This window comes from Salipiger sp. ABF4_146 (assembly GCF_056161345.1).
In genome coordinates, this window is the sequence record NZ_JBSWYX010000006.1 from 192,863 (window position 1) to 217,891 (window position 25,029).

General features: G+C 65.5%; 21 protein-coding genes. 9 read left to right on the top strand and 12 right to left on the bottom strand.

Translation table 11 applies throughout. From position 1 onward, the window contains the following. Positions 1–62: 62 nt before the first annotated feature. On the bottom strand, positions 63–650 hold the full coding sequence (locus ACXAJT_RS10870; RefSeq protein WP_475235203.1) for an HD domain-containing protein: 588 nt from the start codon (positions 648–650) through the stop codon (positions 63–65). A gap of 28 nt (positions 651–678) precedes the next feature. Between ACXAJT_RS10870 and ACXAJT_RS10875 the strand changes: the two genes are divergently transcribed. Beyond that, a complete protein-coding gene (locus ACXAJT_RS10875) occupies positions 679–1,614 on the top strand; it encodes a MurR/RpiR family transcriptional regulator (protein ID WP_475235204.1) in 936 nt (311 codons plus the stop codon). 35 nt (positions 1,615–1,649) lie between these two features. Here ACXAJT_RS10875 and ACXAJT_RS10880 read toward each other — a convergent pair whose 3' ends face one another. The 8 genes from ACXAJT_RS10880 to ACXAJT_RS10915 all read right to left on the bottom strand — a co-directional run bounded on the left by ACXAJT_RS10880 (position 1,650) and on the right by ACXAJT_RS10915 (position 10,789). Continuing rightward, positions 1,650–2,360, bottom strand: a complete 711-nt coding sequence (locus ACXAJT_RS10880; RefSeq protein WP_475235205.1) for an aspartate/glutamate racemase family protein — start codon at positions 2,358–2,360, stop codon at positions 1,650–1,652. Continuing rightward, positions 2,357–3,265, bottom strand: a complete 909-nt coding sequence (locus ACXAJT_RS10885) for an ABC transporter substrate-binding protein (RefSeq protein WP_475235206.1) — start codon at positions 3,263–3,265, stop codon at positions 2,357–2,359. The genes ACXAJT_RS10880 and ACXAJT_RS10885 overlap by 4 nt, the downstream gene beginning before the upstream one ends. Positions 3,266–3,286: 21 nt before the next feature. Further along, the gene (locus ACXAJT_RS10890; protein WP_475235208.1) at positions 3,287–4,477 is read right to left on the bottom strand and encodes an ABC transporter ATP-binding protein; all 1,191 of its coding nucleotides are present in this window, start codon (positions 4,475–4,477) and stop codon (positions 3,287–3,289) included. Positions 4,478–4,481: 4 nt separating this feature from the next. After that, entirely contained in the window at positions 4,482–5,312 is an 831-nt protein-coding gene (locus tag ACXAJT_RS10895) for a carbohydrate ABC transporter permease (RefSeq protein ID WP_475235209.1), read from the bottom strand. Further along, entirely contained in the window at positions 5,309–6,211 is a 903-nt protein-coding gene (locus ACXAJT_RS10900; protein ID WP_475235210.1) for a carbohydrate ABC transporter permease, read from the bottom strand. Before ACXAJT_RS10900 ends, ACXAJT_RS10895 begins: the two co-directional genes overlap by 4 nt. Positions 6,212–6,242: 31 nt before the next feature. Beyond that, the gene (locus ACXAJT_RS10905) at positions 6,243–7,493 is read right to left on the bottom strand and encodes an ABC transporter substrate-binding protein (RefSeq protein WP_475235212.1); all 1,251 of its coding nucleotides are present in this window, start codon (positions 7,491–7,493) and stop codon (positions 6,243–6,245) included. Between the two features lie 44 nt (positions 7,494–7,537). Next, positions 7,538–8,962, bottom strand: a complete 1,425-nt coding sequence (locus ACXAJT_RS10910) for a M24 family metallopeptidase (protein ID WP_475235214.1) — start codon at positions 8,960–8,962, stop codon at positions 7,538–7,540. A 729-nt stretch (positions 8,963–9,691) separates the two neighbouring features. Next, positions 9,692–10,789, bottom strand: a complete 1,098-nt coding sequence (locus ACXAJT_RS10915) for an aldo/keto reductase (protein ID WP_475235215.1) — start codon at positions 10,787–10,789, stop codon at positions 9,692–9,694. Positions 10,790–11,030: 241 nt separating this feature from the next. On the opposite strand from ACXAJT_RS10915, the gene ACXAJT_RS10920 reads away from it, so the two are divergent. Together ACXAJT_RS10920 and ACXAJT_RS10925 are read left to right on the top strand one after the other, a co-directional pair. Continuing rightward, positions 11,031–13,172, top strand: coding sequence for a glycoside hydrolase family 3 C-terminal domain-containing protein (locus ACXAJT_RS10920; protein ID WP_475235216.1), 2,142 nt, complete (start codon positions 11,031–11,033; stop codon positions 13,170–13,172). Positions 13,173–13,263: 91 nt separating this feature from the next. Further along, positions 13,264–14,601 carry a carboxylesterase/lipase family protein gene (locus ACXAJT_RS10925; protein ID WP_475235217.1) on the top strand — a complete coding sequence of 446 codons (1,338 nt, stop codon included), beginning with the start codon at positions 13,264–13,266 and terminating at the stop codon, positions 14,599–14,601. 886 nt (positions 14,602–15,487) lie between these two features. Here the strand turns inward: ACXAJT_RS10925 and ACXAJT_RS10930 are convergent. From ACXAJT_RS10930 to ACXAJT_RS10940, 3 genes are read right to left on the bottom strand one after another with little or no spacing between them, the layout of a single operon-like run. Then, on the bottom strand, positions 15,488–16,513 hold the full coding sequence (locus ACXAJT_RS10930) for an ABC transporter substrate-binding protein (RefSeq protein WP_475235219.1): 1,026 nt from the start codon (positions 16,511–16,513) through the stop codon (positions 15,488–15,490). 47 nt (positions 16,514–16,560) lie between these two features. Next, positions 16,561–17,823, bottom strand: a complete 1,263-nt coding sequence (locus ACXAJT_RS10935) for an ABC transporter permease (protein WP_475235220.1) — start codon at positions 17,821–17,823, stop codon at positions 16,561–16,563. Beyond that, positions 17,820–18,866 carry a quaternary amine ABC transporter ATP-binding protein gene (locus tag ACXAJT_RS10940; protein ID WP_475235221.1) on the bottom strand — a complete coding sequence of 349 codons (1,047 nt, stop codon included), beginning with the start codon at positions 18,864–18,866 and terminating at the stop codon, positions 17,820–17,822. Before ACXAJT_RS10940 ends, ACXAJT_RS10935 begins: the two co-directional genes overlap by 4 nt. A gap of 311 nt (positions 18,867–19,177) precedes the next feature. Between ACXAJT_RS10940 and ACXAJT_RS10945 the strand changes: the two genes are divergently transcribed. The 6 genes from ACXAJT_RS10945 to ACXAJT_RS10970 all read left to right on the top strand — a co-directional run bounded on the left by ACXAJT_RS10945 (position 19,178) and on the right by ACXAJT_RS10970 (position 24,986). Then, complete coding sequence (locus ACXAJT_RS10945; RefSeq protein ID WP_475235222.1) at positions 19,178–20,704, top strand: flavin-containing monooxygenase; 1,527 nt, start codon at positions 19,178–19,180, stop codon at positions 20,702–20,704. Beyond that, positions 20,701–21,456 (top strand): SDR family NAD(P)-dependent oxidoreductase, encoded by a 756-nt coding sequence (locus ACXAJT_RS10950; RefSeq protein ID WP_475235224.1) that lies wholly within the window; start codon positions 20,701–20,703, stop codon positions 21,454–21,456. Before ACXAJT_RS10945 ends, ACXAJT_RS10950 begins: the two co-directional genes overlap by 4 nt. Positions 21,457–21,488: 32 nt before the next feature. Beyond that, positions 21,489–22,241 (top strand): class II aldolase and adducin N-terminal domain-containing protein, encoded by a 753-nt coding sequence (locus tag ACXAJT_RS10955; RefSeq protein WP_475235227.1) that lies wholly within the window; start codon positions 21,489–21,491, stop codon positions 22,239–22,241. Then, the gene (locus tag ACXAJT_RS10960; RefSeq protein WP_475235228.1) at positions 22,238–22,981 is read left to right on the top strand and encodes an SDR family NAD(P)-dependent oxidoreductase; all 744 of its coding nucleotides are present in this window, start codon (positions 22,238–22,240) and stop codon (positions 22,979–22,981) included. The genes ACXAJT_RS10955 and ACXAJT_RS10960 overlap by 4 nt, the downstream gene beginning before the upstream one ends. 37 nt (positions 22,982–23,018) lie before the next feature. After that, on the top strand, positions 23,019–23,702 hold the full coding sequence (locus tag ACXAJT_RS10965; RefSeq protein WP_475235230.1) for a TetR/AcrR family transcriptional regulator: 684 nt from the start codon (positions 23,019–23,021) through the stop codon (positions 23,700–23,702). Between the two features lie 81 nt (positions 23,703–23,783). Beyond that, entirely contained in the window at positions 23,784–24,986 is a 1,203-nt protein-coding gene (locus tag ACXAJT_RS10970; RefSeq protein WP_475235232.1) for an alpha-hydroxy acid oxidase, read from the top strand. Positions 24,987–25,029: the final 43 nt, after the last annotated feature.

Genomic DNA, 25,029 nt, shown 5'->3' on the forward strand with positions numbered 1-25,029 from the left:
GCGGCAACGGGCCCTGAACTTAGGCGCTCACAGGCCCGATCGCATGCGGGGTTGTGCCCTCCTCAACGCCCTCGGCAGCGTCTGAAGAAAGGCATGCGATCTGTTTTGGAAAGCGCCCCGTCAGCGGCAAAAAGGTCCGCATAATGCAGGATCATCACTTCGGGATCCGGGCCGCGCAGCGGGGCGTGTGTGGCGTGCGTCGCAACTCCGGCCACGATCGCCTCATCCACGCCAAGCTCGGTGAGCATAAGCGCCCCCAGAACTCCATGCGGGATGCGTGCGGCAACCGGCGTGTCGAGGTCGCCCTCGGGGCGGCGCTCCATCAGCAGCGGCTTGTCGAGATCGTGCAGCAGCAGCACCGCCAGCAGCCTTTGCCGATCAACCTGCCAGCCCCAGCGCGTTTCGGCCACGGGCAGCAGCGCCAGCCCCGCCTCTGTGACGTCGTTGGTGTGATCGACCAGCGTGTCCTGTGAGCCATGCGAAAACGGCACGTCGGCAAGCCGATCGTAAACCGAAGAGGCGATCATCGAGGTCCACGCGGTGACGAAGGCGTCTTGCAGGTCGGTCTGCAACTCCGAAGCGCGGGGAAAGGCCGCCAGGACCTCTTGGCTTTGGTCGGCGGAGGGTTTGACGATATGATAGCTTTTCATCCGTGAGTGATCCTGTTCAGATGTTGGCATGACGAAGGAAATTCCCCGTAGGGCGCCCCGCAGCGCCCCCGCCTCGAAAGCAGGGCAGGCGCAGTCGGCAAAGCATGGTGACCAGACTCTGGAGGGCCGGATCTACCGCGCGTATCCCGACCTGACGCGCTCGGAGCAGCGACTTGCGGATGTGTTGCTTGAGCATCAGATGGATCTGCCGATCTACACCGCCGCGGAGCTTGCGGCCAAGGCAGGCGTGTCGAAAAGCACCGCGGCGCGGCTGATCCGCGTGCTGGGGTATCGCAGCTATCCCGAGGCCAAGCGGGCGATCCGCAACGAGCAGTTCTGGGGCTCGCCGCAGGGCGGGCTCAGTCGGGCCGAGCATCCGCAGGAGGCCTCGGTCAAACGGATGATGGAGGACGATCTCGAGAACATCCGCTTGACGCTCAGCGCCATCCCCGAGGCGCGCATGACCGAGGCTGCGCACGATATCGCAAGCGCACGGCGGGTGTGGATCATCGGCCTGCGCAGCGGCCATGGGCTCGGGCTGCACATGGCGCATTATCTCACGCTTATCCGCGGCGATGTGCATTTGATGAACTTCGGGGCGGGGTCGCTCTCGCATGACGTGGGGAGTCTCGACGAGGGCGATCTGCTGCTGGTCATCGCCTTTCGCCGCCGGCCCAAGGTGCTGGTCGAACTGCTGGAAGCGGCGCGTGATGAAGGCGCGCGGACGCTGCTGATCACCGACCTCTCGGCCGGGGCGAGCGCGCGGACCGCCGACATCACCCTGCGCTGCCGCACCCAGAGCCCGGCGCCGTTCAACACGTTCACTGCGGCGGTGACGCTGATCAACTGCCTGTCGTGGCAGGTGCACGCGATGATGGGCGACGCGGCGATAGAGCGCTATCGCCGCATCGACCAGTTGGTGCGCAAGCTCGACAACGTCTCGGTGCCACAGCCGCGGGAGTGACCGCGCTGCGGGCTGGCCGGGACCGTCTTGCATGCTCACCCCAGCAGGTGGGCCCGGGTGGGGCGGGCCCAGATGCCGGTGCGCGAACTGCTGGCTTTCGAGCGGGCCAGCAGGCTGGCAAGCCCGGTGGCGGCGCCGACACCTTCGATCACCGGCAGGCCGTGCTGCGCTTCCAGATCTCGGGCAAAGTCTGCCATGCCGGCGCAGCCAAGCACGATGCTCTCGGCCCCACGGGCCTTGGCCTCGACAATGTGGTCCGAGATTTTCTGCGCCGCGCCGGTCGCGGGATCGTGCAGCGCCAGCACCGGGATGTCGCTGGCCAGAACCGCGCGGCAGCGACTGGCAAAGCCGTAGCGCGCGACATTGTCTTCCAGCACCGGCGCCGAGCGCGACAGCGTGGTGACCACGGCGAAGCTGTGCCCGAGCAGCGAGGCAACATGCATCGCCGCCTCGCCGATGCCGACCACCGGCCCGTCCAGCAGCGCCCGCGCCGCGTCCAGCCCGGTGTCGTCGAAACAGGCGATGACATGCGCCTGCGCGCCTTCCGTCTCGGCCTGTTTCATCCGGGCCAGCATCCCGGGCACGGCCATCGCGCCGTCGAAAGGCCCCTCGATGGCATCAGGACCGCTGGCGGACTGGCCCGCAATCACCTCGACATCGGGCGCGGCAGCGGCGCGGGCCGCGCGCGCGATGCCCTCGGTCATCGAGGCGGTGGTGTTGGGGTTGGTGATGGCGATGCGGATCATGCGCTGACCGGCCCCGCAAGGGCTGCCGTGGGAGCGCTGTCGTTCAGGTCGTCATAGGGGATGGGCGCGGTCGTCAGGAAGGCATCCGCGATGCCCTGTTGCCAGCGGGCATAGGACGCATCGGGAATGCGCGGTGTGTTCCACATGCCGCACGCGCGGTAGAGGTCGACCACGGACACCGCGATATCGGCGTCGATTTTGGGGAAGGTTTTGACCAGGAAGTCGCGGAAGCTGTCGGCCTCGCGGGCGTTCACCCATGCCATGCCGCGATCAAGTGCGCGGGCGAACCGTTCGGGGCGCGTGTCCCCCTCGGGCAGGCCTTCGGTGTAATAGACGCTCCAAGGAATATCGCCGCCGTCACGGGCGAAGACCGCCGCGACCTTGCCCTTGCCGGCCGCTTGGTAGGCCAGCGCGCCGGGCAGGTCGATCAGCAGGTAATCCCCCATCCCACGGGCGTAGCAGTCTTGCAGGATCCCGGCGTCGAGGTCCTGGATGTAGTTGACCGATTTCGGATCGATGCCCGCTTCGCGCAACATCATCTTGAGGTAGATGCCGACGCTGGCGCCGTTCGACCCTTTCATCAGAACCGTCTTGCCGACGAGGGCGGCGGCATCGAAGGCGTCGGATGCCGCGCGGCCCACCAGCGCCAGCGGTGCCCGGTTGGCGACCTGCGCGAAGGGCACAAGGCGACGGCCCCGGCCGTGGAACATGGACGGCACCCAGATGCCGCCAAGCGCCGCCTCGGCGTCGCCGTCACGGATGTGATCCAGCACCAGGTCCCACGGACGCGGCACGACGTCGGAAACGTCGAGCCCCTCGTCGGCGAAAAAGCCCTGCGTCTCGGCGACGTAGTGCGGCAGGTAGTTGAGGCTGTGGCCGGTGGCCGAAACGAGGAAGCGGTCCACGTTTGTCTCCTTGATCTTTGGTTAGGCGAGGCTGGCTGCAGCGGCGGGCGCAAGGCTGCCGCCGACCGGCGCCACGCGCTGGCCGGTGGGCTTGTCGAACCACACCGCGTCGGCGTCGTCATAGTCGAGCGCGCAGGCGTCGCCATGCGACAGGCCGGGGTGGCCGGGCATACGCACGAAGACGAGGTCTTCGGTCGAGATGCCGTCGCCGGCATGCTCGAGCCCGAGCCGGCAGCCCATGATGGTTTCCGCGCCAAGCCGTTCGATCACTGCCACGCGGCCCGGGATGCGGCCTTCGCCGGCCGGGCGCAGTTCGAGCTTTTCGGGGCGAATGCCGAAGATGGCCGCGCTGGAGTCCTCGGGGCTGCCGCCCTGATGGGCCCAGCTTACGGTTTCGGTCGCGGCGAGGCGCGCCCCGTCGATCTGCACCGGGATCAGGTTCATCGGCGGCGCGCCGACGAATTTCGCCACGAAGGTATTGGCGGGCATGTCGTAGATCTCGTCGGGGGTGCCGATCTGCTGGATCACGCCGCCGTTCATCACCACGATGCGGGTCGCCATGGTCATCGCCTCGACCTGGTCGTGGGTGACGTAGACGAAGGTTTTCTTCACCTTCTGGTGCAGGGTTGTGATCTCCGAGCGCATCTGCGTGCGCAGCTTCGCGTCGAGGTTCGACAGCGGCTCGTCGAGCAAGTAAAGCGACGGGTCGCGCACCAGCGAGCGGGCGAGGGCGACGCGCTGGCGCTGGCCCCCCGACAGGCTGCCGGGGCGGCGATCGAGCAGCGGCGTCAGCTCCAGCTGTTCAGCGATGCGATCGACGGCCTGCTTGACCTCGGGGCGGTTCATCACCTGCCAGCGGTGCAGCAGGTTGATGCCGGGGATGTGGTGCCATTTCTTGAAGGCGTCCATCACCAGCGGGAAGGCGATGTTGGACCGCACTGTCATATGCGGGTAGAGCGCGTAGCTCTGGAACACGAAGGCGACGCCGCGCTGCTTGGGGCTCCAGTCGTTGGCGCGCTGGCCGTCGAACAGCAGCTCACCGCCCGAAATGTCGGCCAGACCGGCGATCATCCGCAGCAGGGTGGACTTGCCGCAGCCCGACGGTCCGAGCAGCACGAGGAACTCGCCGTCCTCGACGCTGGCGTTGAACCGGCGGATGACCGTGTTGGTGCCGAAGGTCTTGGAGATTCCGTTGAAGTCGATCTTGGGCATGGGATCACCCCTTAACTGCGCCGGAGGTCAGGCCTGCGACGATCTTGCGTTGGACGAGAAGGAAGAAGACGACGGCCGGGATGGAGAACATCAGCGCGGTGCCCATCACTGCCGACAGCGGGGTTTCGTATTCGCCGATGAAGCTCGCGAGGCCGACGGCGGCGGGCCACAGGTCGGGGTCCATCAGGAAGGTCACGGCAAAGAGGAACTCGTTCCAGCCGCCGAAGAAGCAGATCACGGCCGCGGCGGCGAGGCTGGGGGCGATCAGCGGGAAGACGATGAACGACAGGATGCCAAGCCGCGGGCAGTTGTCGATGATCGCGGATTCCTCGATCTCGTAGGGGATCGCGTCGATCGCGCCCTTGAGGATGAAGGCGGCCACGGGCAGCGAGAAGCCCACGTTGGCGAGGATCACGCCCCAGAGGCTGTTGAGCAGGCCGAGCGAGATGAACATCGCGTAGAGCGGCACCACCAGCAGCGCCTCTGGGATCACCTGCGTCATGAACATAAGAAAGCCGATGATCCCGCGACCGTGGAACTTGAAGCGCGACAGCGCGTAGCCCAGCACCGAGCCCAGCATCAGGCTCAGGATGGTGTTGCCGGCGGCGATCACCGCGGTGTTGGTCAGCCAGCGCAACACCGGCAGCTGGCTCAGCGCAACGATCAGGTCGGGCAGGTTGGACAGCTGCGGGTAGGGCACCTGACCGGTGTTGAACAGCTGCGTGTCGGTGCCGAGCGCGGTGGAGGCCATCCAGTAGATCGGGAAGCCGGCGAAGGTGACCAGCACGCCGATCAGCAGCACGCGAAGCAGAGTGGAGAACGGGTTGGTTTTCATTTCGACATCACCTGCGCCCGGCGGCGCTCAAAGAGGAAGTGGACGAAGGCGACCAGCAGCGCGAGGACCAGACCGACGACACCATAGGCCGAGGCCATGCCAAGCTCGAAGTCTTCGAAGGCGGTCAGGCGCAACTGCACGACCAGCGTGGAGGTCGAGCCGATCGGGCCACCGCCGGTCAGCAGGTAGATCACCTCGAAGCGGCGGATCGACCAGACCGCGACCAGCAGCGCGACAATCTGCATGGTCGGCATGACGCAGGGCAGGGTCACGTTGCGGAACACGTTGAGGCTGTCGGCGCCGTCGATGCGGGCGGCCTCGCGGACCTCTTCGGGCACCGATTGCAGCGCCGCCATCATCACCAGCATCACGAAGGGCGACACCTGCCAGATGGTTACGAACATGATCGAGGTCAGCGCCCAGTCGACCGAGGTCAGCCACGGGATGCGGCCCAGTCCCAGCGCTTCGGTGATGTCGCTGGCGACCCCCGAGGGACCGTTGAAGATCCACAACCAGACCAGCGTCGCGGCGACCGATGGCACGGCCCAGCCGAACAGCAGGATGGTGCGCAGGATGGCCCGGCCCCTGAACGGCTTGTCGAGTGCGAGCGCCGAGACGGTGCCGACGAGCACCCCCAGCACAACAGTCAGGATCGTGTAGACGATGGTGACGCTGAGCGAGGTGTAGAACTGGTTGTCCGAGAGCAGGTCCCGGTAGTTTTCCAGGCCGATGTAATCGCCCTGGGTTGGGTTCATGAGGCGGGTGTCGGTGAAGCTCATCCAGATTTGCTGGATGAGCGGGCCGAACACGAACACCGCCATATAGGCCATGGGGACCGCGACGAACGCGTAGGGAACAAGTCCCAAAAGACGCTCGCGCGAAACGAGGGGGTTTGGCATAGGTCGCGGTCCTTTCACCTGCGGGGCCGTCTTAGTTGTAGTCGGCGTCGATTTCGGCCTGGGCTTCGTCCAGTGCCTCTTCGGTGGTTGCGGCGTCGAGCAGCACTTTCTCGAGGCTGTTCATCAGCGGGCGCAGGATCGACTGGGTTTCGAGCTCGTAGCCCGGGATCAGCGTCGAGCGCGAGTCCGCAGCCATCTCGGCGAAGGTGGTCGCCCAAGGGTTGGCGGCGACGAACTCATCGGTCACCGGCACGTCGGTCGCCAGAGCGTCGGGGCCCGAGGCGGCGCGCAGCGAGGTCTGGCCCTCTTCCGAGATCAGCCACTTGAGGAACTCTTTCGAGGCGTCCTGTTCGGCTTCGCTCGACCAGGTGTTCACACCAAGGAAGATCTGCTGGTGCGCACCGGGGTTCGGGAAGGGCAGGGCGCTGGCGCCAAGCTCGTCACCCGGCAGCGGGCCACCGGTGGCGATGTTCAGCGAGCCGCCCGAGTTGTCGAGCGAGAAGGCAACCTGCTGTTCCTTGAAGCGGGTGCGCTGGGTGCTCATCTGGTCGCCGACGGGCATGATGCCGCTGGAGTAGACCGCCTTGAACGCTTCGAACGCCTGCGCCATTTCCGGGGTGTCGAAGGTGATCTTGCCTTCGTCGTCGACCAGTTCCGCACCGTAGCCATAGGCCCAGTTGAGGAAGTCCTTCGACCACGGGCTGAACTCGTTCATCGAGTGACGGCCGGTGAAGCCGATGGCGCCGGTGGCCTCGGACGCGGTCTGCGCGGCCGCGATCAGCTCTTCGACATTCGACGGCTGTTCGACGCCGGCTTCTTCGAGGATCGCCTTGTTGAAGATCAGCGCATAGACGGCGCGGTGCCAGCCGATGCCGTAGCGGGTGCCGTCGACAACGCCGTTTTCGTTGGTGGCGTTGAGGTTGTCGACGCCCTCGGTGACGTCATCGAGCGGGATCAGGAAATCGGCGCCGATCAGCGTGTAGAACAGGCCGTCCTGCGCGATGATGATGTCGGGGCCCTGACGCGCGCCCATCTCGGTGATCAGACGGTCGTTGAATTCGTTGCGCGAGATGGTGTGCTGCTCGAGCGTGATGTTCGGGTGGCTGTCCTCGAACTTCTTCACGGCGGCCCAGAGGTTCTCGCCGCGCAGCGCGTCGAGCCACTGGGTGTTGGCGATGGTCAGGGTCACTTCTTCCTGTGCGGAAGCCGGGGCGCCAAGGCCGCCGACCGCCATCGCCAGAACGGCGGAGCCGGCCATCAGGGTGCGTCGGGTGAGAGTCATGGAAGTATCCTCTAGTTGGACCTTTTGGGGGTGTGGGTGCGACGTCATGCGGGAACGCGGTGCGTCGCGAGGGGCACGTGACGGGAGAGGTTCTCTGCCCCGGTTTCCGTCACGAGATAGCAATCGCCGATGTTCGCGCCTGCCTTCAGCGGCTCGAGCCATTGCGAGTGAAGAACGAAGGTCATGCCCTCTTCGAGCTTGGCATGGTTGTTCGACTGGATGTTGTAGGGCGGCATCTTCGGCATCGAGACCGAGTGGCCGACGTTGGGGTTGTGCGGCCCCTTGGTGGCCGGCCAGACGTGGTTGATGCGGCGGCCCTTGGCCTCCCAGTCGGGGTTGGGGACGTATTGGCTCGGAACCTGCAGCGGTGCGCCGTCGTCGCCGGCGCTCCAGTTGTAGGGCATGTTCCGGCTGTCGGCATCGCTCAGGTAGCCACGCGAAATGTAGGGCTCGAAGGAGGCGTTGGCGACGTCAGAAATCAGCGCGCCAGGCTTGACCAGCGCGGCCGCGGCCTCGACACCCTCGGTGCACATCGCCAGAACCTCTTCTTGTTCATCGGTGATGGTGCCGACGGCGATCATGCGCGCGATCTGCGCGGTGTAGCCATGGTACTGCACGGCGGAAATATACAGGTTGATGAGGTCCCCGTCTCGCACGACGTGCCCATAAGGTTTACCGCAATGCGTGCCGTAGGGGTTGATCCCGATCTGATAACCATCGCCGGTCTCGCCGCCGCGCGCCATCTGGGCGAAGGTGAAGGCCGCATAGATCTCGTGGTCGGTCACGCCGGGGCGGATCACGTGGTAGGCGGCCTGCATGCCGATGCACGCCAGCTGCGCCGCGGCGCGGACCACGGCCTGCTCGGCCTTCGAACGGCGGCGCTGCATGCGGTCGACGATGCCATGGGCCTTTTCGAACCGGGAGCCCGGCAGCACGGTCGCGAGGCCAGCCCAATACGGGGCCGAGGTGGCATCGCCGATCAGGCCGATCTGGGCCTTGGCAAGACCGAGGCTCTCGAGGTGCTTGGCGGTCGCGTCGACAACCCGATCAAGCGCGCGGCCCGGACGGTTGTATGTCTCGCGGCCCCATGTGCCGATCTGCCAGATGTTGTCGACCAGCACCGGCTCGCCCGCCGGCGGCAGCACCACCGAGCTCGAGAACACGGTGTAGAGCGCCAGCGGCATGTCGGTGTCGGTGGGGATGATCAGCATCCCTTCGCGGGCCCAGTCGCAGATGTAGCGCAGGTAGGAATTCGACACCTTGTAAGAGCCGATGCTGTCGGCATGGACCAGCAGCACATCGTGGCCGGCTGCGCTCGCTTCCTGACGGATCCGGCGCAGGCGGTCAGCGAATTCGCCCTCGGGAAGTGGCGGCACCGGCTGGAACTCGAAATCCGGCTCGAAACCGTCCAGAAGGCGCTCCATCCGGGGCATCACGGTGTTGGCTTCAGCCAGATTGGTCAGGGTCATGGTCGGGCTCTTCTGCGTTTCGTGAGGCGCTTTTTCAGCGCGGGATAGGTTCACAAACAGCAGGTTTCGGCGGTCGGGCAAGCCTGAGGAACGCCGGATTTCGCAATTGCACAAAATTTAATCGCACGAAATTTGCAGGCTTTTTGATGATTTTTTCGCGCCACTTTGGTCTGAAAATGCCAAGGCGGGAAAATCTGTTTAGTTAATGGTTTTGTTTTATAAAAAGGAGAATGTTTTCGGCTAACTCGCGGAATCTCTGGTATTCTTGCAAGGCTTTCACAACAAAAGTTTCACACCAAGAAACCACCTGTGATGCCGAGATGGGCGCTTTGCAGACGGGCCTGCGCGCCCGTTGGCGCGCGCCAGAGCCAGTCCACGCGGTTTCCGGCACTGCGGCAGCGCGTGAACCGGGACGCGCCACAGCGTCTGGTGACCTTGGCGCATCCGAACAATCCGGCGACTCGCTATCTCCGACAGGGCCCGCAGGCCTCAAGTCACGCAAGGCGGGCGCCTCATCAGCAAGGCGGTGCCACCCTTACGGGCAACCGTATTCATGAGATGCGCGATGCCTTGGCCCGGGCTTCAGCCACGCCGCGCACAGCGGTCGTGGCCCTGCTGAAGACGATCATTGCCCTAGAAGCGAAGGTTGCAGCCGTAGCTGGTGGGACAGTCGTGTAGAAACGCCCCGGCAAGCGCCGCGCCAGAAGGCTCCTGGCGCGGCGTACGGTGTTACGTCACCTTGCCATCAAGCGGGGCATCAGAGCCGTCTTTAACGACCTCGAACACGACCTGCGCGCCCTTGTCGAGGAACCGCTCCCGCTGAGCGACGCCGAAGTCGCCATAGGGGTAGGTATTCCGCGGCACAGGGCGGCTCAGTCGGTCAAGCTTGTCGGTCGCCGCGACGTCGAGCGTCAGGTCTGCCGCCGCGTGATTCGCCTTGAGCTGATCCACATTGCGCGCGCCGACGATGGGGGCAGCGACGCCGGGACGGTCCGCAAGCCATTTCAGCGCCACCTGCGCCGGCGTCGCGCCGTGGTCGCGGGCGATTTCGGAGACGGCGCCAACGATGTCCCAGCTGCGCGGGCCATCGAGGAACTCCGCTGTCGACCATTCGTAGAGCGCACTGCCGTCACCGGCGCGGGTGCCTTCCGGAGCCGACCCGCCACGCTCGTACTTACCGGTCAGCACACCGCCGGCCAGCGGAGACCATGGCAGCAGGTCGATGCCGTTGTGTTGCGCGGCCGGCAGAATCTCGTATTCGATTTCGCGCGAGAGCAGGTTGTACTGGGGCTGCAGTGAGACCGGCTTGGGAAGGCCGAGCCGCTCTGCGGTGGAAACGAAGAGCTGCAGCTGCCAGCCGGTCACATTCGACAGACCGTAGGTGTGGATCTTGCCGGCGCGGATGGCGTCAGCGAGGAAATGCACGGTTTCCTCGACCGAGGTCAGCATGTCGGCCGCGTGCAACTGATAGAGGTCTATGCTTTCTACCTGCAGCCGCTCGAGCGACTCGTTAAGCGCATTGTGCAGAGCGCGCCGCGACAGGCCGTGCGCGTTGATCTCCGGGCGAACGCTGTAGCGACCCTTGGTGGCGAGGATGGCGTGCTGGGTGAGATCGAGCGGGCGGTCGGCGAACCAGCGCCCGATGATCGCCTCGGTCTCGCCACCGGCGTAGACGTTGGAGGTGTCGATCAGGTTGCCGCCCGCTTCGATGAAGGCGTCGAGAACGGCGAAGGATTGCTCTTCGGTGGATTCCGCGCCGAAGGTCATCGTGCCGAGCGCGAGCTTCGAAACGCTCAGGCCGGATGTTCCGAGGATGGTATACTGCATGGTCAGCCTCTCTTCGATCTGTGTGGGACGGCGCGTATCCCGCCGTCTCGGGATTGCTGCACGAGCTAGGCAGCGCCTCGGGGCAGGAAAGGAACGTGGCGGAACTGACACCCATGAAGCGTGCTCATGAAACTGAAGGCGGCGCCGCGTGTTCAATGCGCGAGGTGCTCCCGGTTTGGTGAGTTGACCGGAAGCGCTTTGAAATCATCCTCTTGGGCGACCCTGTAGAAAGAAGAAAACGATGAATCCCGGTCAACCTGCATGGCTCGACAAGACGCTCGATCCTGATACCCGCGCCCGGCTGGTCGTCGACGAGATGACCCAAGACGAAAAGTTCTCTTGGCTCTCCGGGCCGATGGCGATCCCGCTCGGCGACACTCCGAAACCCGATGGCGCGCTTGGCTCTGCCGCCTATTATCCCGCGATCGAACGCTTGGGCATTCCCGCGATGCAGCAGGCCGACGCGAGTCTCGGGGTCAGCAATCTCGGCAACGTACGGCCCGGCGACAACAGCACCGCGCTGCCGGCCTCGCTGCTGCTCGGTGCGAGCTTTGACATCGAGATGGCGCGCCGCACTGGCGCGATGGTCGGGCACGAGGCACGGGCCAAAGGGTTTGCCGTCCAGCTTGCGGGCGGTGCCAATCTGGTGCGCGAGCCGCGTGGCGGGCGCAACTTCGAGTACATTTCCGAGGACGTGCTCCTCACCGGGCAAATTGCCGGCCATTCGGTCGCGGGTATCCAATCACAGGGCGTCGTGTCGACCATGAAGCACTTTGTGCTGAATGCGCAGGAAACCGGGCGCGTGATGGTCAGCTCGGACCTGTCCGAAGACGCTATGCGCGAGAGTGATTTGCTGGCGTTCCAGATTGGCATCGAGATCGGCCAACCGGGGGCGATCATGCCTGGCTACAATCTGATCAACTGCAGCTACGCCTCCGAGAATGAATTCACCCTGAACGCCGTGCTCAAGACCGAGTGGGGCTTTCCCGGCTGGGTCATGGCAGATTGGGGCGCAACCCATTCGACCGAGGCCGCCATCTTGGCCGGCCTCGACGTGCAATCGGGAGCAAACCTTGACCCCGAGCCGTTCTTCGGCGCGCCGCTACGGCAGGCTGTGGCTTCGGGACGGGTGCCGCAATCGCGGATCGACGATGCGGTGCGGCGGCAGATGCGCAGCCTGTTCGCCGCCGGCGTGATAGACCAGCCGCCGAAGCCTGCTGGCGCGATAGACCATGTTGCACATCGTTTGCTGGCGCAGCGCGCTGCCGAGGGCGGGATCACGCTGCTGAAGAACGATGGTCTGCTGCCGCTGGAAAAAGGCGCGGCGCAGCGGATTCTTGTGGTGGGTCATCACGCTGACAAGGGCGTGCTGTCGGGGGGTGGCTCTTCGAACGTCAATCCCATCGGCAGCTTTGCGACCAAGGGCACGGACATCATGGGCATGCCGGTGCAGCGGATTTTCCACCCCTCTGTTCCACTCGAGGCAGTACGGGCGGAATCCGGCGCTGCCGAGGTGAGCTTCAGCGACGGGCGTGATCCGCAGGCGGCGGCCAAAGCGGCACAAGCTGCAGACCTTGTGATCGTCTTCGCCGAGGAATGGCGATCAGAGGGACTTGACCAGTCGGGCCTAGCGCTGCCGGACGGGCAGGATGCTCTGATCGAAGCCCTCGGCGCTGCCAACTCCAAGACGATCGTGGTGCTACAGACCGGCGGACCGGTGCTGATGCCGTGGCTCGGAAACGTGCGGGCCGTGCTTGCGGCGTTTTATCCCGGCCAAGGCGGCGCCGAGGCAATCTCGGGCATCCTCTTTGGCCGGGTCTGCCCGTCGGGACGGCTGCCGGTGACCTTCCCAGCCTCCGAGGCGCAGTTGCCGCACCCTGAGCAGCGCGAGCCCGAGACCACCACCTCGAACCCCGGCATGGCGCGCATCGGCGAGATCTTTCATATCGATTACGATGTAGAGGGCGCAGACACGGGCTATCGCTGGTTTGCCCGCGAACGACATGCCCCGCTGTTCCCTTTCGGCTTCGGGCTGTCCTACACCAAGTTCGACCATGCAGCGCTGCGCGTCGATGTGCAGGGCCGTAGCCTGACCGCCCGTGTGGAGGTCCACAATGCCGGCACCGTCGCCGGCGCCGAGGTCACGCAGATCTATGTCTCTGGGCCCGATCTCAGCAGGCGTCTCGCCGGGTTCGCCAAGACATGGCTGGAGCCAGGTGAAACCCGCAGCATCAGCATCGATCTGGAGCCGCGCATGTTCGCCCGCTGGCGGGGTGGATGGCAGATCGCCGCGGGAGAGTACGAGATTTGCGTCGGCACGGACGCGACGAAGATGGTGCTGCGCAGCCCCCTTGCGCTGCCCGAGCACAGATTCCGCCCGTGACGAGACCGCGGGCCAAAAGGAAAAACTCATGAGAACTTTGAAAATCATCGGCATAGCAACCCTCGCAATGCTCGGAATGGGAGGAACGGTCTTGGCGGATCCAAGCGCGACACTTTCGAACGGACGGGTCACTGGCATGGTCGAGAGGGGCGTGGAGGCGTTTCTTGGACTGCCCTACGCGCAGCCCCCGGTGGGGGCGCTGCGCTGGAAGGCGCCACAGCCGGTCGCGCCATGGTCGGGCAGTTTCGAGGCGACAACTTACGGTCACGACTGCGCGCAGAAACCCTTTCCCTCAGACGCGGCGCCACTGGGCGCCGAGCCCTCGGAAGACTGCCTCTACCTCAATATCTGGCGGCCCGAAGGCGTGTCCGAGACAGACAAACTGCCGGTGATGGTCTGGATACACGGCGGTGGTTTCATCAATGGCGGCGCCTCTCCGCAGGTCTACGATGGTGCGGCTTTGGCGCGCGACGGGATGGTGGTTGTGAGCCTGAACTACCGGCTTGGGCGGTTCGGTTTCTTCGCGCACCCGGCGCTCTCGGCAGAGGCGACCGAGGAGGAAAGAGGCGGCAACTTTGGCATTCTAGACCAGGCGGCGGCGCTGGACTGGGTGCAAAAGAACATCGCGGCTTTTGGGGGCGATCCGGCGCAGGTCACTTTGGTCGGCGAAAGCGCCGGGGGCCGCTCGGTGCACATCCTTCTGACGTCTCCGCTGACCCGCGGCATGGCGTCCGGCGCGGTGATCCAATCCGGGGGCGATGGCGGCAGTGGCATGTCCGCAGCGCCCGACGCAGCCGCACAGGCTGCGCGTGCCTTCGCCGAGGGCAAGGGGATCAAGGGCACAGGCCCGGAGGCCGCCTCCGCGTTGCGGGCGCTTGACGAGGACGCAATCGTCGATGGTCTGAACTTGTCTGTCCTGTTCCAGCGCGGCCATGACACGCCGCCGGATTTCCACATGCCGGTGACGGATGGTGTGGTCGTGGTCGATACGATCGACGCCTATGAAAGCGGGCGTTTCTCCGACACTCCGGTGATGATCGGCGCAACCTCGGCGGACATCGGTGGGCCAGATGGGATGATGCTGCGGGGCGCGCGGGATCTGGCGTCGCTCATGGAGGCGCAGGGCATGCCGGTCTGGCACTACGTCTACGACTATGTGGCCGAGAGCCAGCGTGCGAGCAATCCGGGTGGCGCGGCGCATGCCTCTGAGATCCCGTTTTTCTTCGGCACACTCGATGGGCGTTTCGGAGACGACACAACCGATCTCGACCGCAGCGCCAGCGCAACTGCGAAAGGGTATCTTGCCAATTTCGTGAAGAACGGTGCGCCCAATGGCGCCGGGCTGCCCGAGTGGCCCGCCCACGGCAGCGACGCCACAACGCTGACCTTTACGACCGACGGGAGCGCCGAGGCCACCAGCGGAAGATAAAGAGTGCCCCCTGCCGGTCCTTAGATCCGGCAGGCGCAAAGTCCTCGGGTGTTGCCGGCCCCAAAGATCGCGCGCAAAAGCCGCGCCACGCGTCGCAAAAGACCCGTCAGCCTAGCGCAACTGGGATGGACCGAACATGTGGCGCGGCCGGGGCCGGGACAGATGCGGGGAATGTCACAGGCAACGCGGCAAGCCGCGATGAGTGCCGTGGGGTCTCCGGCATCTATGTCCGGCGCGCCGCTGTCTGCCGGCGTGGCCCCGAAGTGCCGCACTTGCCGAGCCCGATCGTACCCATCTGCGGCGGCTCACTGGTTTGACTGTCGCGGGCCTGCGCGGCACGGCCCGGATATTGCCCGAGCAGATCAGATAGATGCACAATCTAGCGCGCTCCGGTGCTGGACGGGCGCACGCGACCGAGGCTCACTCGGCAGGGGCTGGGGCCTCTCGCTCCACGTCAGCACAAGCACCAGAACCAGTGAGACCAGAACAATCACCTTGATCGTCGCCCATTCACTAAGTTGAAAGATCGGGCCGGCCAGCAGTGATGATGTTGCGACGAATGCGAAGGTCATAAAGTCACCGAGGCCCTGCAGCGCCACCGACCCAGCTTCGGACGAGGCGGGCGAAATCATCACCGTCGCGCCGGTGTAGGCGAAGTATCATTCAACCAAGAGTAGAGCCGGTGTTGTCCAAAACAGGGGCAGATCTGTGCCGGCAAGGGCGATCACTGCGCCAAGCGCTACGGTGATCAGCCCCGCTGCCAGGCTCGGCAGCCGTCCAAAGCGTGGCATTTGGAAATCTCAGGAACACCCAACCCGAGCTTCTCAGAAACCTCTGAGTAAAAGTGAGTGCGCCCTGCGGTGACCGAGCACCGCAGGGCAGGGGGTCACTTGAGACCCGCGAGCCACTCGGTCTCGATCATCTCGCCGTGCGCGTCGATCCAGTCTGCGGCAACGTCTTCCACGGCGCGGCCGTCCTGTTCCATCTCCAGCACCATCTGGCTGACGTCGTCGGCCTCGAAGTGCACCTGCGTCAGGAACTGCGAGATTTCCGGGGCGCGCTCGGCCAGTTCGGCGGAATGCGCGACGTGGATGCTCTGCGGCGGGTTCGAGCAGGTGATCGAGCCTGCCTCGAGCCAGTCGTTGCGTTCAGCCGGCTGGTAATGGGTGTAGCAGCCATCGGGATTGTACTGCGGCGTGCCTTCGAAATCCGCGGTGGTGAAGCCGCTGAACTCGGGCTCTTCGAGGCGCACGAGATCGTATTTCGCGAAGATCCACTCCGGCGTCCAGTAGTAGAAGGCAAAGGCGCGGCCATCGCTATAGGCGTCATCAAGCTGCGCCATGGCGACCGCTTGGTCGACCTGCGACATCTGCATGGTCTCGTCAAAGCCATAGGACTTGGCGCGCACGAGGTTCTGGTAAGTCGACTCCCAGCCCGGAGCGCCGGCCCAAAGCTCGCCCAGCCCGTCGCCGTCGTTGTCGAAAAGCTCCGCGACGGCCGGGTCGGCCAGTTGCTCGAGCCGGGTCACACCCATTTCCTCGGCGACATAGGCGGGCACGTAGATGCCTTCGGTGCCGATGTAGGGCGTTTCGTTCAGCAAGATGGTCTCGCGGCTGCCCTCGACGACGTAGTTCTGCATCTGCGCAGGCAGGCTGTCGGTCCACATGTCGGCCACCACGTCGACGCTGCCGTCGCCACGGTCCATGCCTTCGTAAAGGGCGTTCTGGGTTGCCGAAATGGTGGTGACGTCGGCGTCGAAATGCTCGGTCATCACTTGGTTGAGGACTTGCTCAAGGGCGCGCGAGCCCTGCCAGTTGAGCTCGCCGATAACGACGCGGGTGTCGGCGCTTGCGGCGGTGCCGCCGAGGGCTGCGATCACCGCGAGCGTGCTGACTTGGAGGGTCTTGGTCATGTCTTTTTCTCCTGTCGAAGAGTATTTTTTGGGAGGGGAGAGGGGGCTTAGTGCCCCTTCTTGGTTTTGCGTTCGCGCCCGCGCAGCATGCGGTCGAGCATCATTGCGCAGAACACGATGGCGAGGCCGGCCAGCAGGCCGCGACCGGTCTGCAGCATTTGCAGCGAGCGGATGACGTCGAGGCCAAGGCCACCCGAGCCGATCATCGCCGCGACGACGACCATCGAAAGGCACATCATGATGGTCTGGTTCACGCCCAGCCGGATGGAGGGCACCGCCAGCGGCAGTTCGACCTTGAACAGCAGCTGCGCGCCGGTCGCGCCAAAGGCATTGGCCGCCTCGGTGACGCTTTCGGGCACCTGCCGGATGCCAAGCGCGGTGAGGCGCACAACCGGCGGCAGCGCGAAGATCACCGTGGCGATCACGCCGGGGGCCTGACCGACCGAGAAGAACGCCACCGCGGGGATCAGGTAGACGAAGGTGGGCAGGGTCTGCATCACGTCCATCACCGGCTCGAAGACCGCCAGCGCCCGTTTGCTCTTGGCGCAGAGGATGCCCATCGGCAGGCCCACGATGACGCAGATCAGAACCGAGGTCGCCACGATGGCGAGCGTCGACATGCTCTTTTCCCAGAAGCCGAACAAGCCGAGGTAGGCCAGTGCGACAGCGGTAAAGACCGTGGCGCGGGGGCCAGAGAGGTGGAAGGCCATCAGCAGCAGGATCAGCGCGACCACCGGCCACGGCGTGCCGACGAACAGCGTGTCGATGAAGCCCAGGGTGCCGCGCAGGATTTGCGTCAGGACGTCGAAAAAGCCGGACCAGTTGGTCTTCATCCAGTTGACGGCATTGTCGAACACCTGCGCCGTGGCGGAGTCGAGCCCGTCGGGGGCGGGGAAGCGTTCGACGCCGGCCATCGGGTCGGCGGCAAGAAACCGGTAAAGGGTCAACACATAGGTGAACACAAGGATCACGGCGGCGACCGACACGCGTTTGCCTTCGGTTTCCGAGGCCGGCTCGGGCGACAGCAGGCCGTAGGCGAGCGCGGCACCAAAGGCGGCGCGGGCCAGAACGATCAGCAGCAGGCCAGAGATCACCGGGCCCGCGGAGGGCGCGTCAAATAGGCTGGCGAAGATGGCGACGAGGCCAACCAGCTCGGCGGCCGAGAGCAGGCCGAAAACGCCCCAGAGTCCAAGGCGCGCTGCTTTCAGCGGGCCACCGATCGCATGGGAGAGCACCTCGGCGCCGCGCGGGCGGGCAGGCTCTGCGGTCTGCGCCGCGCGGGTGGATTGCGGCATGGGCTGGTCGGTCATCCGGTGCTCCTTTCACCCAGTGTCTTGAGGATGGCGACCCGGTCGACGGAGCCGATGACTTGGCCGTCGGCCTCGGTCACGGCGATCGGGGCTTCGGTCTGCGCTGCCAGCGCGGCGATCTCGGCGACCGAGGCGTCCGGCGCGACGCGGGCGCTGCCGACGTCCGCCGTGGCGGGCTGCATCAGGTCGCGCGCCGTCAGGCTTTCGAGGTCCGAGACCCCGGCGACGAAATCGGCCACATACTGGTCCGCCGGCTCGCGCAGGATCTGCTCGGGGGTGCCGACCTGAATCACCCGGCCGTCGCGCATGATCGCGATGCGGTCGCCAATGCGCATGGCCTCGTCGAGGTCGTGGGTGATGAACACGGTTGTCTTGCGCATCCTGCGCGACAGCTCGATGAACTGGTCCTGAAGCTGCCGCCGGATCAGCGGGTCGAGCGCGCCGAAGGGTTCGTCCATCAGCAGGATTTCCGGATCACCCGCCAAGGCGCGGGCAAGGCCCACACGCTGCTGCATGCCGCCGGACAGTTCTTCGGGCCAGGCGTGTTCCCAGCCGTCGAGATCGACCTGGGCAAGCATCTCGCGGGCGCGGTCATGGCGTGTTGCGGGATCGACGCCGCGCAGCTCCAGCCCGAAGGCGACGTTGTCGAGCACCGTGCGATGCGGCATCAGCGCAAAGTTCTGGAACACCATCGCGATTTTCTCGGCGCGCAGCTTGCGCAGCGCCTTGGGCGAGAGCTTCGCGACGTTCTGCCCCTGCACGAGAATATCGCCGTCGGTGGGCGGGATCAGCCCGTTGAAGTGACGGACAAGCGTGGATTTGCCTGACCCAGACAGGCCCATGATGCAGAAGATCTCGCCGGTGCGGATGCTGAGATTGACGTCTGCGACCCCGGCGACGCATTCGAACTGCTCGACCGCCTCTTGGCGGCTGAGGTTCTGCGATTTCATGGCCGCGAGGGCCTCTTTCTGCCGGGAGCCAAAGAGCTTCCAGACGTGTCTGCTTTCGATCGCGGTCGAAGCGTTCTGTGGTGTGTCGGTCATCGCGGCGCCCCCTCGGTCGTCCCGAAGCGAACGAGGGGGATGCGCGGTCGAACCGGCGGCGTGTCCGCCGCGTTCCCGGCGACCGTTTTGCGGTCGGAACCTGTCTCCATAGGTGTGGTCATGCGATCTCCGTCTTTGGCCGGTTCAGTCGCGGCGGAAGGTGCAACGAAATCAGATGTTTTTCTATTATAAAGTTTGTGTAAATCAAAAAATAGGCCCTAAGCCATTGGTATAAGACAATTTAAAATAAACATTTGACTGTCATGTTGGTCAGTTTTAGGCAATAGGCGACTGATCAAGGAGCTGTCGAAATGTCAGGAGACTCGCCTGCAAGCCCCCTCAGCGGACCGCTGTCCGCGCCGCATCCGGTTGTCATCATCGGTGCCGGCGCCGGTGGGTTGTGCATGGGGATCAAGCTCAAGGAAGCGGGGATTCCCTTCGTCATTCTCGAGAAGGGCGAGCGCGTAGGCGGCACCTGGCGCGACAATGACTACCCCGGATCGGGTTGCGACATCGTTTCGCAGCTCTACTCCTTCTCTTTTGACCTCAACCCCGACTGGAATCGCCGCTTCGCCAAGCAGGACGAGATACAGGCGTACCTTGAAGATTGTGTGCGCAAGTTCGGGCTGGGGCCGCATCTGCACCTCGGCGTCGAGGTGACCGGGGCGGACTGGGATTCGCAGGCCGGCCTCTGGCGCGTCGCGACCACCGAGGGCGTCGAGTACCTCGGTCAGAGCCTCGTGACCTGCACCGGCCAGCTCAACCGCCCGAATATCCCTGACTTCCAGGGGCTTGAGCGCTTTGGCGGCGCCGCGTTTCACTCGGCTGAGTGGGATCACGGCGTCGATCTGAGCGGCAAGCGGGTCGCGGTGATCGGCTCGGGTGCCAGTGCCATCCAGTTTGTGCCCGAGATCGCCAAAAGCGTGGCTCATCTGTCGCTGTTCCAGCGCTCCCCGAACTGGGTCACGCCAAAGCCTGACCGGGTGATCTCGAAGACCGAAAAAGCCGCGTTCCGCCGCTTTCCCTTCCTGATGCGGGCGCAGCGCTGGTGGGATTACATTACGCTGGAGCTGACCTTCCGCGCCTTCCTCAAGGGCAGTGCCTTGGGCCGAACGTGGCAGAAGCAGAGCCAGAACAGCTTGGAGTCGGCGGTGAGCGATCCCGCTTTGCGCCGCGCGCTGACGCCGGACTACCCGGCGGGCTGCAAGCGCATTCTGCTGTCGAACGAATGGTTCAAGACCATGGCGCGCGACAATGTCTCGCTGCGCACCGAAGGCGTCGAGGCGATCACCGAGACCGGCGTGCGCAGCGGCGAGGCGGACGTGCCCGCCGACGTGCTGATCTTTGCCACCGGCTTCAAGTCGCAGGACATGCTGGCGCCGATGCGAATCCGCGGTCTGGACGGCCAAGAGTTGCATGCCGCTTGGGCCGAGGGAGCGATCGCGCATCGCGGCATCTCGGTTGCGGGCTTTCCCAACCTCTTCATGCTCTACGGGCCGAACACTAACCTCGGCCACGGCTCGACCATCTTCATGCTCGAGTGTCAGGCGAAATACATCGTCAAATGTTACAAGCAGATGGCCGCGCGCGGCGGCGTCATGGTGCCGCGCGCCGAGGCGATGTCCGATTTCAACACAAAGCTCGACCGCGACCTGCAAAAGACCGTCTGGGTCGACGGATGCTCGAGCTGGTACAAGACCGCCGACGGACGGATCGTCACCAACTGGTCGGGCAGCACGCTGCGCTACTGGTGGGAGACGCTGCGCGTGAACCCGGCGGAATTCCATTTCTCGGCGCCAGAGCGCGCCGCCGCACGACCGCAGGAGGCCGCCGCATGAGCAAACTATCGGGAAAGATCGCACTGGTGACCGGCGCTGCCTCGGGGCTGGGGCAGGCCACGGCGCTGCGCTTCGATGCCGAGGGCGCCACTGTCTTTGCCGCCGACATCCGTCCGATCGACGGGTTGCACTGCCGCTGCCTGCAAATGGATGTGACCCGCGAGGAAGACTGGCAGCGCGTCCTCGACCTGATCCGCTCTGAGGCGGGAGAGGTCGACGTGCTGGTGAATGCTGCCGGCGTGGCACTCGACGGCGACGCGGTTGAGACCTGCACGCCCGAGATCTGGGCGCGCACCATGCAGGTCAACCTCGACGGCACCTTCCTCGGCTGCAAGCTCGCCTCGCAGAGCATGGCCCAATCCGGTGGTGGTTCGATCATCAATGTCGCCTCGATCAACGGCGCGACCGGCGACGGCGGCATCGTCGCCGAAGGCGTCGCGGCCTATGGCGCAAGCAAGGCGGCGGTGCGCATGCTTACCCGCTCCTCGGCGCGCTTCCTTGCGGAAACCGGCACCGGCGTGCGCTGCAATGCCATCCTGCCCGGCTATTTCGCCACGCCCATGGTGCTGGATTACTTCGACACCCATGCCGATCCCGAAGATGCCCGCGGGCGCGTCGAAGGCGCGCAGCCGCTGGGGCGTCTCGGCCAGCCGGGCGAATTTGCCGGCGTCGCGCTGTTTCTTGCGTCGGATGCGTCCGGGGCGGTGACCGGATCGGAATACGTGGTCGACGGCGGCTACCTCGCCCGTTGACCCCGACCACACGACTTCAAGAGAGGCTTCTGATGACCACTGATACCTGGCCCGCCAACACCCCTGACCTGCAGACCGCGCGCGAGGACCTTGCTGCCTCGTTCCGCTGGACCGCGCGTCTGGGGATGCATGAGGCCGTGGCGAACCACTATTCGCTCGCCGTCTCCGACGACGGGCGCGAGTTCTTGATGAACCCCAACGGGCGACACTTCTCGCGCATCGGCGCGTCGGATCTGCTGCACCTTGATGCTGGCGATCCCACGGCAATGGAACGGCCCGATGCGCCCGATCCCACGGCATGGGCGATCCATGGCGCGATCCACCGCCGCGTGCCGCAGGCGCGCTGCATCATGCACCTGCACTCGAAATACGCGACCATCATCGCCTCGCTCGAGGACTCCACGATCTACCCGATCGACCAGAATACCATGCGTTTCTTCGATCAGGTGCAGGTGGACGAGGGCTTCGACGGGATGGGGCTGGGCGAAGAGGCCGAGCGCTTGGCCTCGATGGTTGGCGAACGCCCGATCGTCGTCATGGGCAACCACGGCGTGCTGGTCACCGGACGCAGCGTCGCCGAGACCTTCGACCTGCTGTATTACTTCGAGCGCGCCTGCGAAACGCTGGTCACCGCCTACATGACCGGCAAGCCGCTGCGCATCGCGCCTGACGAGGTGGCGCGCAAGACCGCGCAGCAGTGGATCGATTACCCCGATTTCGCCGAAAACCACCTGCGCGAAATTCGCGCCATCCTCGACGTCGAGGAGCCGGGGTACCGCGCATGAGTCAAGCTATCGACACAGACCTTGCAGGGCGGGTCGCTCTGGTCACCGGCGGCGCGTCGGGCATCGGTGCGGCCTCGGCCGCGCGGCTCGCAGCGGCTGGCGCCACGGTGGTGCTCGCCGATATCGCGACGCCCGATGTGCTTCCCGAAGGCGCGGCGTTCCTGACCCTTGATGTCACCGACGCCGCCGCCTGGGCGTCTGCGGTGGACGAGGTGGTCGCCCGCTTCGGCCGGCTCGACATTCTGGTCAACTGCGCCGGGCTGCTTGCCGAGGGGACCCTGTGGTCGACCTCTCTCGACAGCTTCCGCAAGATCATGCAGGTCAACGTCGAGGGCACCTTCCTTGGCTGTCAGGCGGCCATTCCGCAGATGTCGAAGGGGGGCAGCATCGTCAACATGGCGTCGGTCTCGGGCTCGCGCGGGGACGCCGAGCTTTTGGCCTACACCACCAGCAAGGCGGCGATCGTCAACCTGACGCGCGAGATCGCCATGGACTGCGCGCGGCGCGGCAATGGCATCCGCTGCAACAGCGTGAGCCCCGGTGTCGTCGACACCGCCATGGTCGAGGGGTTCTTTGCCGCCGGACCGCGCGCGACGCAGGAGGAATGGCTGGCGACGCAACCGCTTGCACGCAAGATCGCGCCGGGCGAAGTTGCAGAGGTGATCGCCTTCTTGGCAGGCGATGACGCCGCCTTCGTCACCGGCGCGGATCATCCGGTGGATTGCGGCGCGCTGGCCTGACGCCGCGCGCGACCGGAAACTTGGAGAGACCTGGGACATGGGACGCAGAGCAAAAAGCGCCAGCGACACGCCGCCGCCGAAGAAGCGGGCCACGGCGGAGTCGCGCCGTGAGGAGCTGATCGAAGCCGCCATCGTGGTGATCGGCAAGAAGGGGCTCGCCAACACGACGCTTGCCGATGTCGCCGCGCAGGCGGGGCTGAGCTATGGTAATGTCACCTTCCGCTTCAAGACCAAGAGCGCGCTGCTGCTTGCGGCGCTCACCCGCGTCACCTCGGAGTATGTCGAGCACCGTCGCGCGGCCACCGACCAGCCGGGCGCGAGCCCGGCGGAGCGGCTCGACGCGCTGGTCTCGGCCAGCTTCGACCGCAAGGTCGCGAGCAAGCGCAAGATCGCCCTGTGGCATTCCTTTCTCTCCGAGTGCCACCTGCACGCCAGCTACCGCAAGCTTTTCGCAGAGCTGCAGGAGCAGGAATACGGCCTCACCGAAGAGCTCTGCGCCGCGATCCTGCGCGAAGAGGGGCGCGCGGATGAGGACGTGCACCTGATCACCCTCGCGGTGAGCTCTCTGATCGAGGGCCTGTGGTTCAACCTGCGTCTGGCCCCGAATGCGGTGAACCGCGAAGAAGCACGGCGTGCGGCGCGGATCGTTCTGGCCTCGCTGTTCCCGCGAACCTTCGCCCGTCCCGTCCCGGAGGAGGTGCCGGAAGCCCGCCTGGGCTGACCGCCGCCACCCAACCCTTATCTGTTTTTCCCCGACGCGCCGCTGGCCGGCGTGCCGGCCCCGTCATGCTGGAGATCCGACATGAGAGCCAAACCCGTCACCGTTTCCGACTACCGCCGCCGGGCCCGCGCCCGCCTGCCGAAAATCCTCTTCGACTGGATTGACGGCGGCGCTGGCGATGAACTGGGTCTGCGCGAGAACCGCTCGATCTACGACGACTACCGCTTCCTGCCGCGCTATCTGATCGACGTCGAGGCGCGCAGCCCGCGCAAGCATCTGTTCGGGCGTGAACGTGCCATGCCGTACGGCATCTCGGCCACCGGATATGCGGGTCTGTTCCGCCCCGGTGCCGACCTGATGCTCGCCGAGGCGGCGCAGAATGCCGGGGTGCCTTTCATGATGTCGGGCACCAGCGTCAGCTCGATGGAGGCGGCGGCCAAGGTTGCACCGGATGTGCTGTGGTACCAGCTCTACGCCGCCGGCACGCTGGAGATCACCCGCGACCTGATCCGCCGCGCCGAGGCGGCGGGCTGCGAGGCGCTGGTGGTGACGGTGGACATCCCCGTCGAGGCCCCGCGCGAGCGCGATATCCGCAACGGATTCACCTTCCCGCCGAAGCTGAGTCCCAAGGTGCTGCTTGACGGCATGCTGCACCCGGCGTGGAGCCTGCAGTACCTGCGCGCGGGCGGCATGCCGGTGATGGAGAACTGGGCGCCCTACGCACCGGCAGGCAGCAATGCGGTGCAGGTGGCGCAATTTGCCAACGACCATTCCTTCGCCGTGCAGACGTGGGAGCACCTTGAGCTGTTCCGCGAACTGTGGCCGCGCAAGCTGGTGGTGAAAGGCGTGATGCATCCCGGCGATGCGCGGCGCGCGGTCGATCTGGGCGCCGACGGCATCATCGTGTCGAACCACGGCGGGCGTCAGTTCGACCGCTCGGTGGTGGCACCGGTGCTGCTGCCGCGTCTGCGCGAGGTGCTGGGCCCGGACGTGCCGATCATGCTCGACGGCGGCATTCGCCGCGGTGCCGATATCCTGACCGCCATGTGCCTTGGGGCCGATTTCGTCTTTGGCGGCCGTCCGACGCTTCTTGGTGTCGCGGCGGACGGTCTGGCGGGCGGCGAGGACGTGCTGCGCATGCTGCGCACCGAGCTTGACACGCTGATGGGGCAGGTCGGCGTGCTTGACCTCGAAGATCCCGATCTGGGCGAAGTACTTGTCCGCCCTGACGGAAGTCCGGCGACCGGTGTGGCCCCCGACTGGAGCCCGCTGGCCGCCGAATGAACCCGCAGGGCGGGGCCGCCGCGGCCCCGCCCCAACGCGCTGG

Bases quoted from the DNA above. Each gene is read 5' to 3' on its own strand.
- ACXAJT_RS10870 (WP_475235203.1), bottom strand. From the start codon at position 650: ATGAAAAGCTATCATATCGTCAAACCCTCCGCCGACCAAAGCCAAGAG.
- ACXAJT_RS10875 (WP_475235204.1), top strand. From the start codon at position 679: ATGACGAAGGAAATTCCCCGTAGGGCGCCCCGCAGCGCCCCCGCCTCG.
- ACXAJT_RS10880 (WP_475235205.1), bottom strand. From the start codon at position 2,360: ATGATCCGCATCGCCATCACCAACCCCAACACCACCGCCTCGATGACC.
- ACXAJT_RS10890 (WP_475235208.1), bottom strand. From the start codon at position 4,477: ATGCCCAAGATCGACTTCAACGGAATCTCCAAGACCTTCGGCACCAAC.
- ACXAJT_RS10895 (WP_475235209.1), bottom strand. From the start codon at position 5,312: ATGAAAACCAACCCGTTCTCCACTCTGCTTCGCGTGCTGCTGATCGGC.
- ACXAJT_RS10900 (WP_475235210.1), bottom strand. From the start codon at position 6,211: ATGCCAAACCCCCTCGTTTCGCGCGAGCGTCTTTTGGGACTTGTTCCC.
- ACXAJT_RS10905 (WP_475235212.1), bottom strand. From the start codon at position 7,493: ATGACTCTCACCCGACGCACCCTGATGGCCGGCTCCGCCGTTCTGGCG.
- ACXAJT_RS10910 (WP_475235214.1), bottom strand. From the start codon at position 8,962: ATGACCCTGACCAATCTGGCTGAAGCCAACACCGTGATGCCCCGGATG.
- ACXAJT_RS10915 (WP_475235215.1), bottom strand. From the start codon at position 10,789: ATGCAGTATACCATCCTCGGAACATCCGGCCTGAGCGTTTCGAAGCTC.
- ACXAJT_RS10920 (WP_475235216.1), top strand. From the start codon at position 11,031: ATGAATCCCGGTCAACCTGCATGGCTCGACAAGACGCTCGATCCTGAT.
- ACXAJT_RS10930 (WP_475235219.1), bottom strand. From the start codon at position 16,513: ATGACCAAGACCCTCCAAGTCAGCACGCTCGCGGTGATCGCAGCCCTC.
- ACXAJT_RS10935 (WP_475235220.1), bottom strand. From the start codon at position 17,823: ATGACCGACCAGCCCATGCCGCAATCCACCCGCGCGGCGCAGACCGCA.
- ACXAJT_RS10940 (WP_475235221.1), bottom strand. From the start codon at position 18,866: ATGACCGACACACCACAGAACGCTTCGACCGCGATCGAAAGCAGACAC.
- ACXAJT_RS10945 (WP_475235222.1), top strand. From the start codon at position 19,178: ATGTCAGGAGACTCGCCTGCAAGCCCCCTCAGCGGACCGCTGTCCGCG.
- ACXAJT_RS10950 (WP_475235224.1), top strand. From the start codon at position 20,701: ATGAGCAAACTATCGGGAAAGATCGCACTGGTGACCGGCGCTGCCTCG.
- ACXAJT_RS10955 (WP_475235227.1), top strand. From the start codon at position 21,489: ATGACCACTGATACCTGGCCCGCCAACACCCCTGACCTGCAGACCGCG.
- ACXAJT_RS10960 (WP_475235228.1), top strand. From the start codon at position 22,238: ATGAGTCAAGCTATCGACACAGACCTTGCAGGGCGGGTCGCTCTGGTC.
- ACXAJT_RS10965 (WP_475235230.1), top strand. From the start codon at position 23,019: ATGGGACGCAGAGCAAAAAGCGCCAGCGACACGCCGCCGCCGAAGAAG.
- ACXAJT_RS10970 (WP_475235232.1), top strand. From the start codon at position 23,784: ATGAGAGCCAAACCCGTCACCGTTTCCGACTACCGCCGCCGGGCCCGC.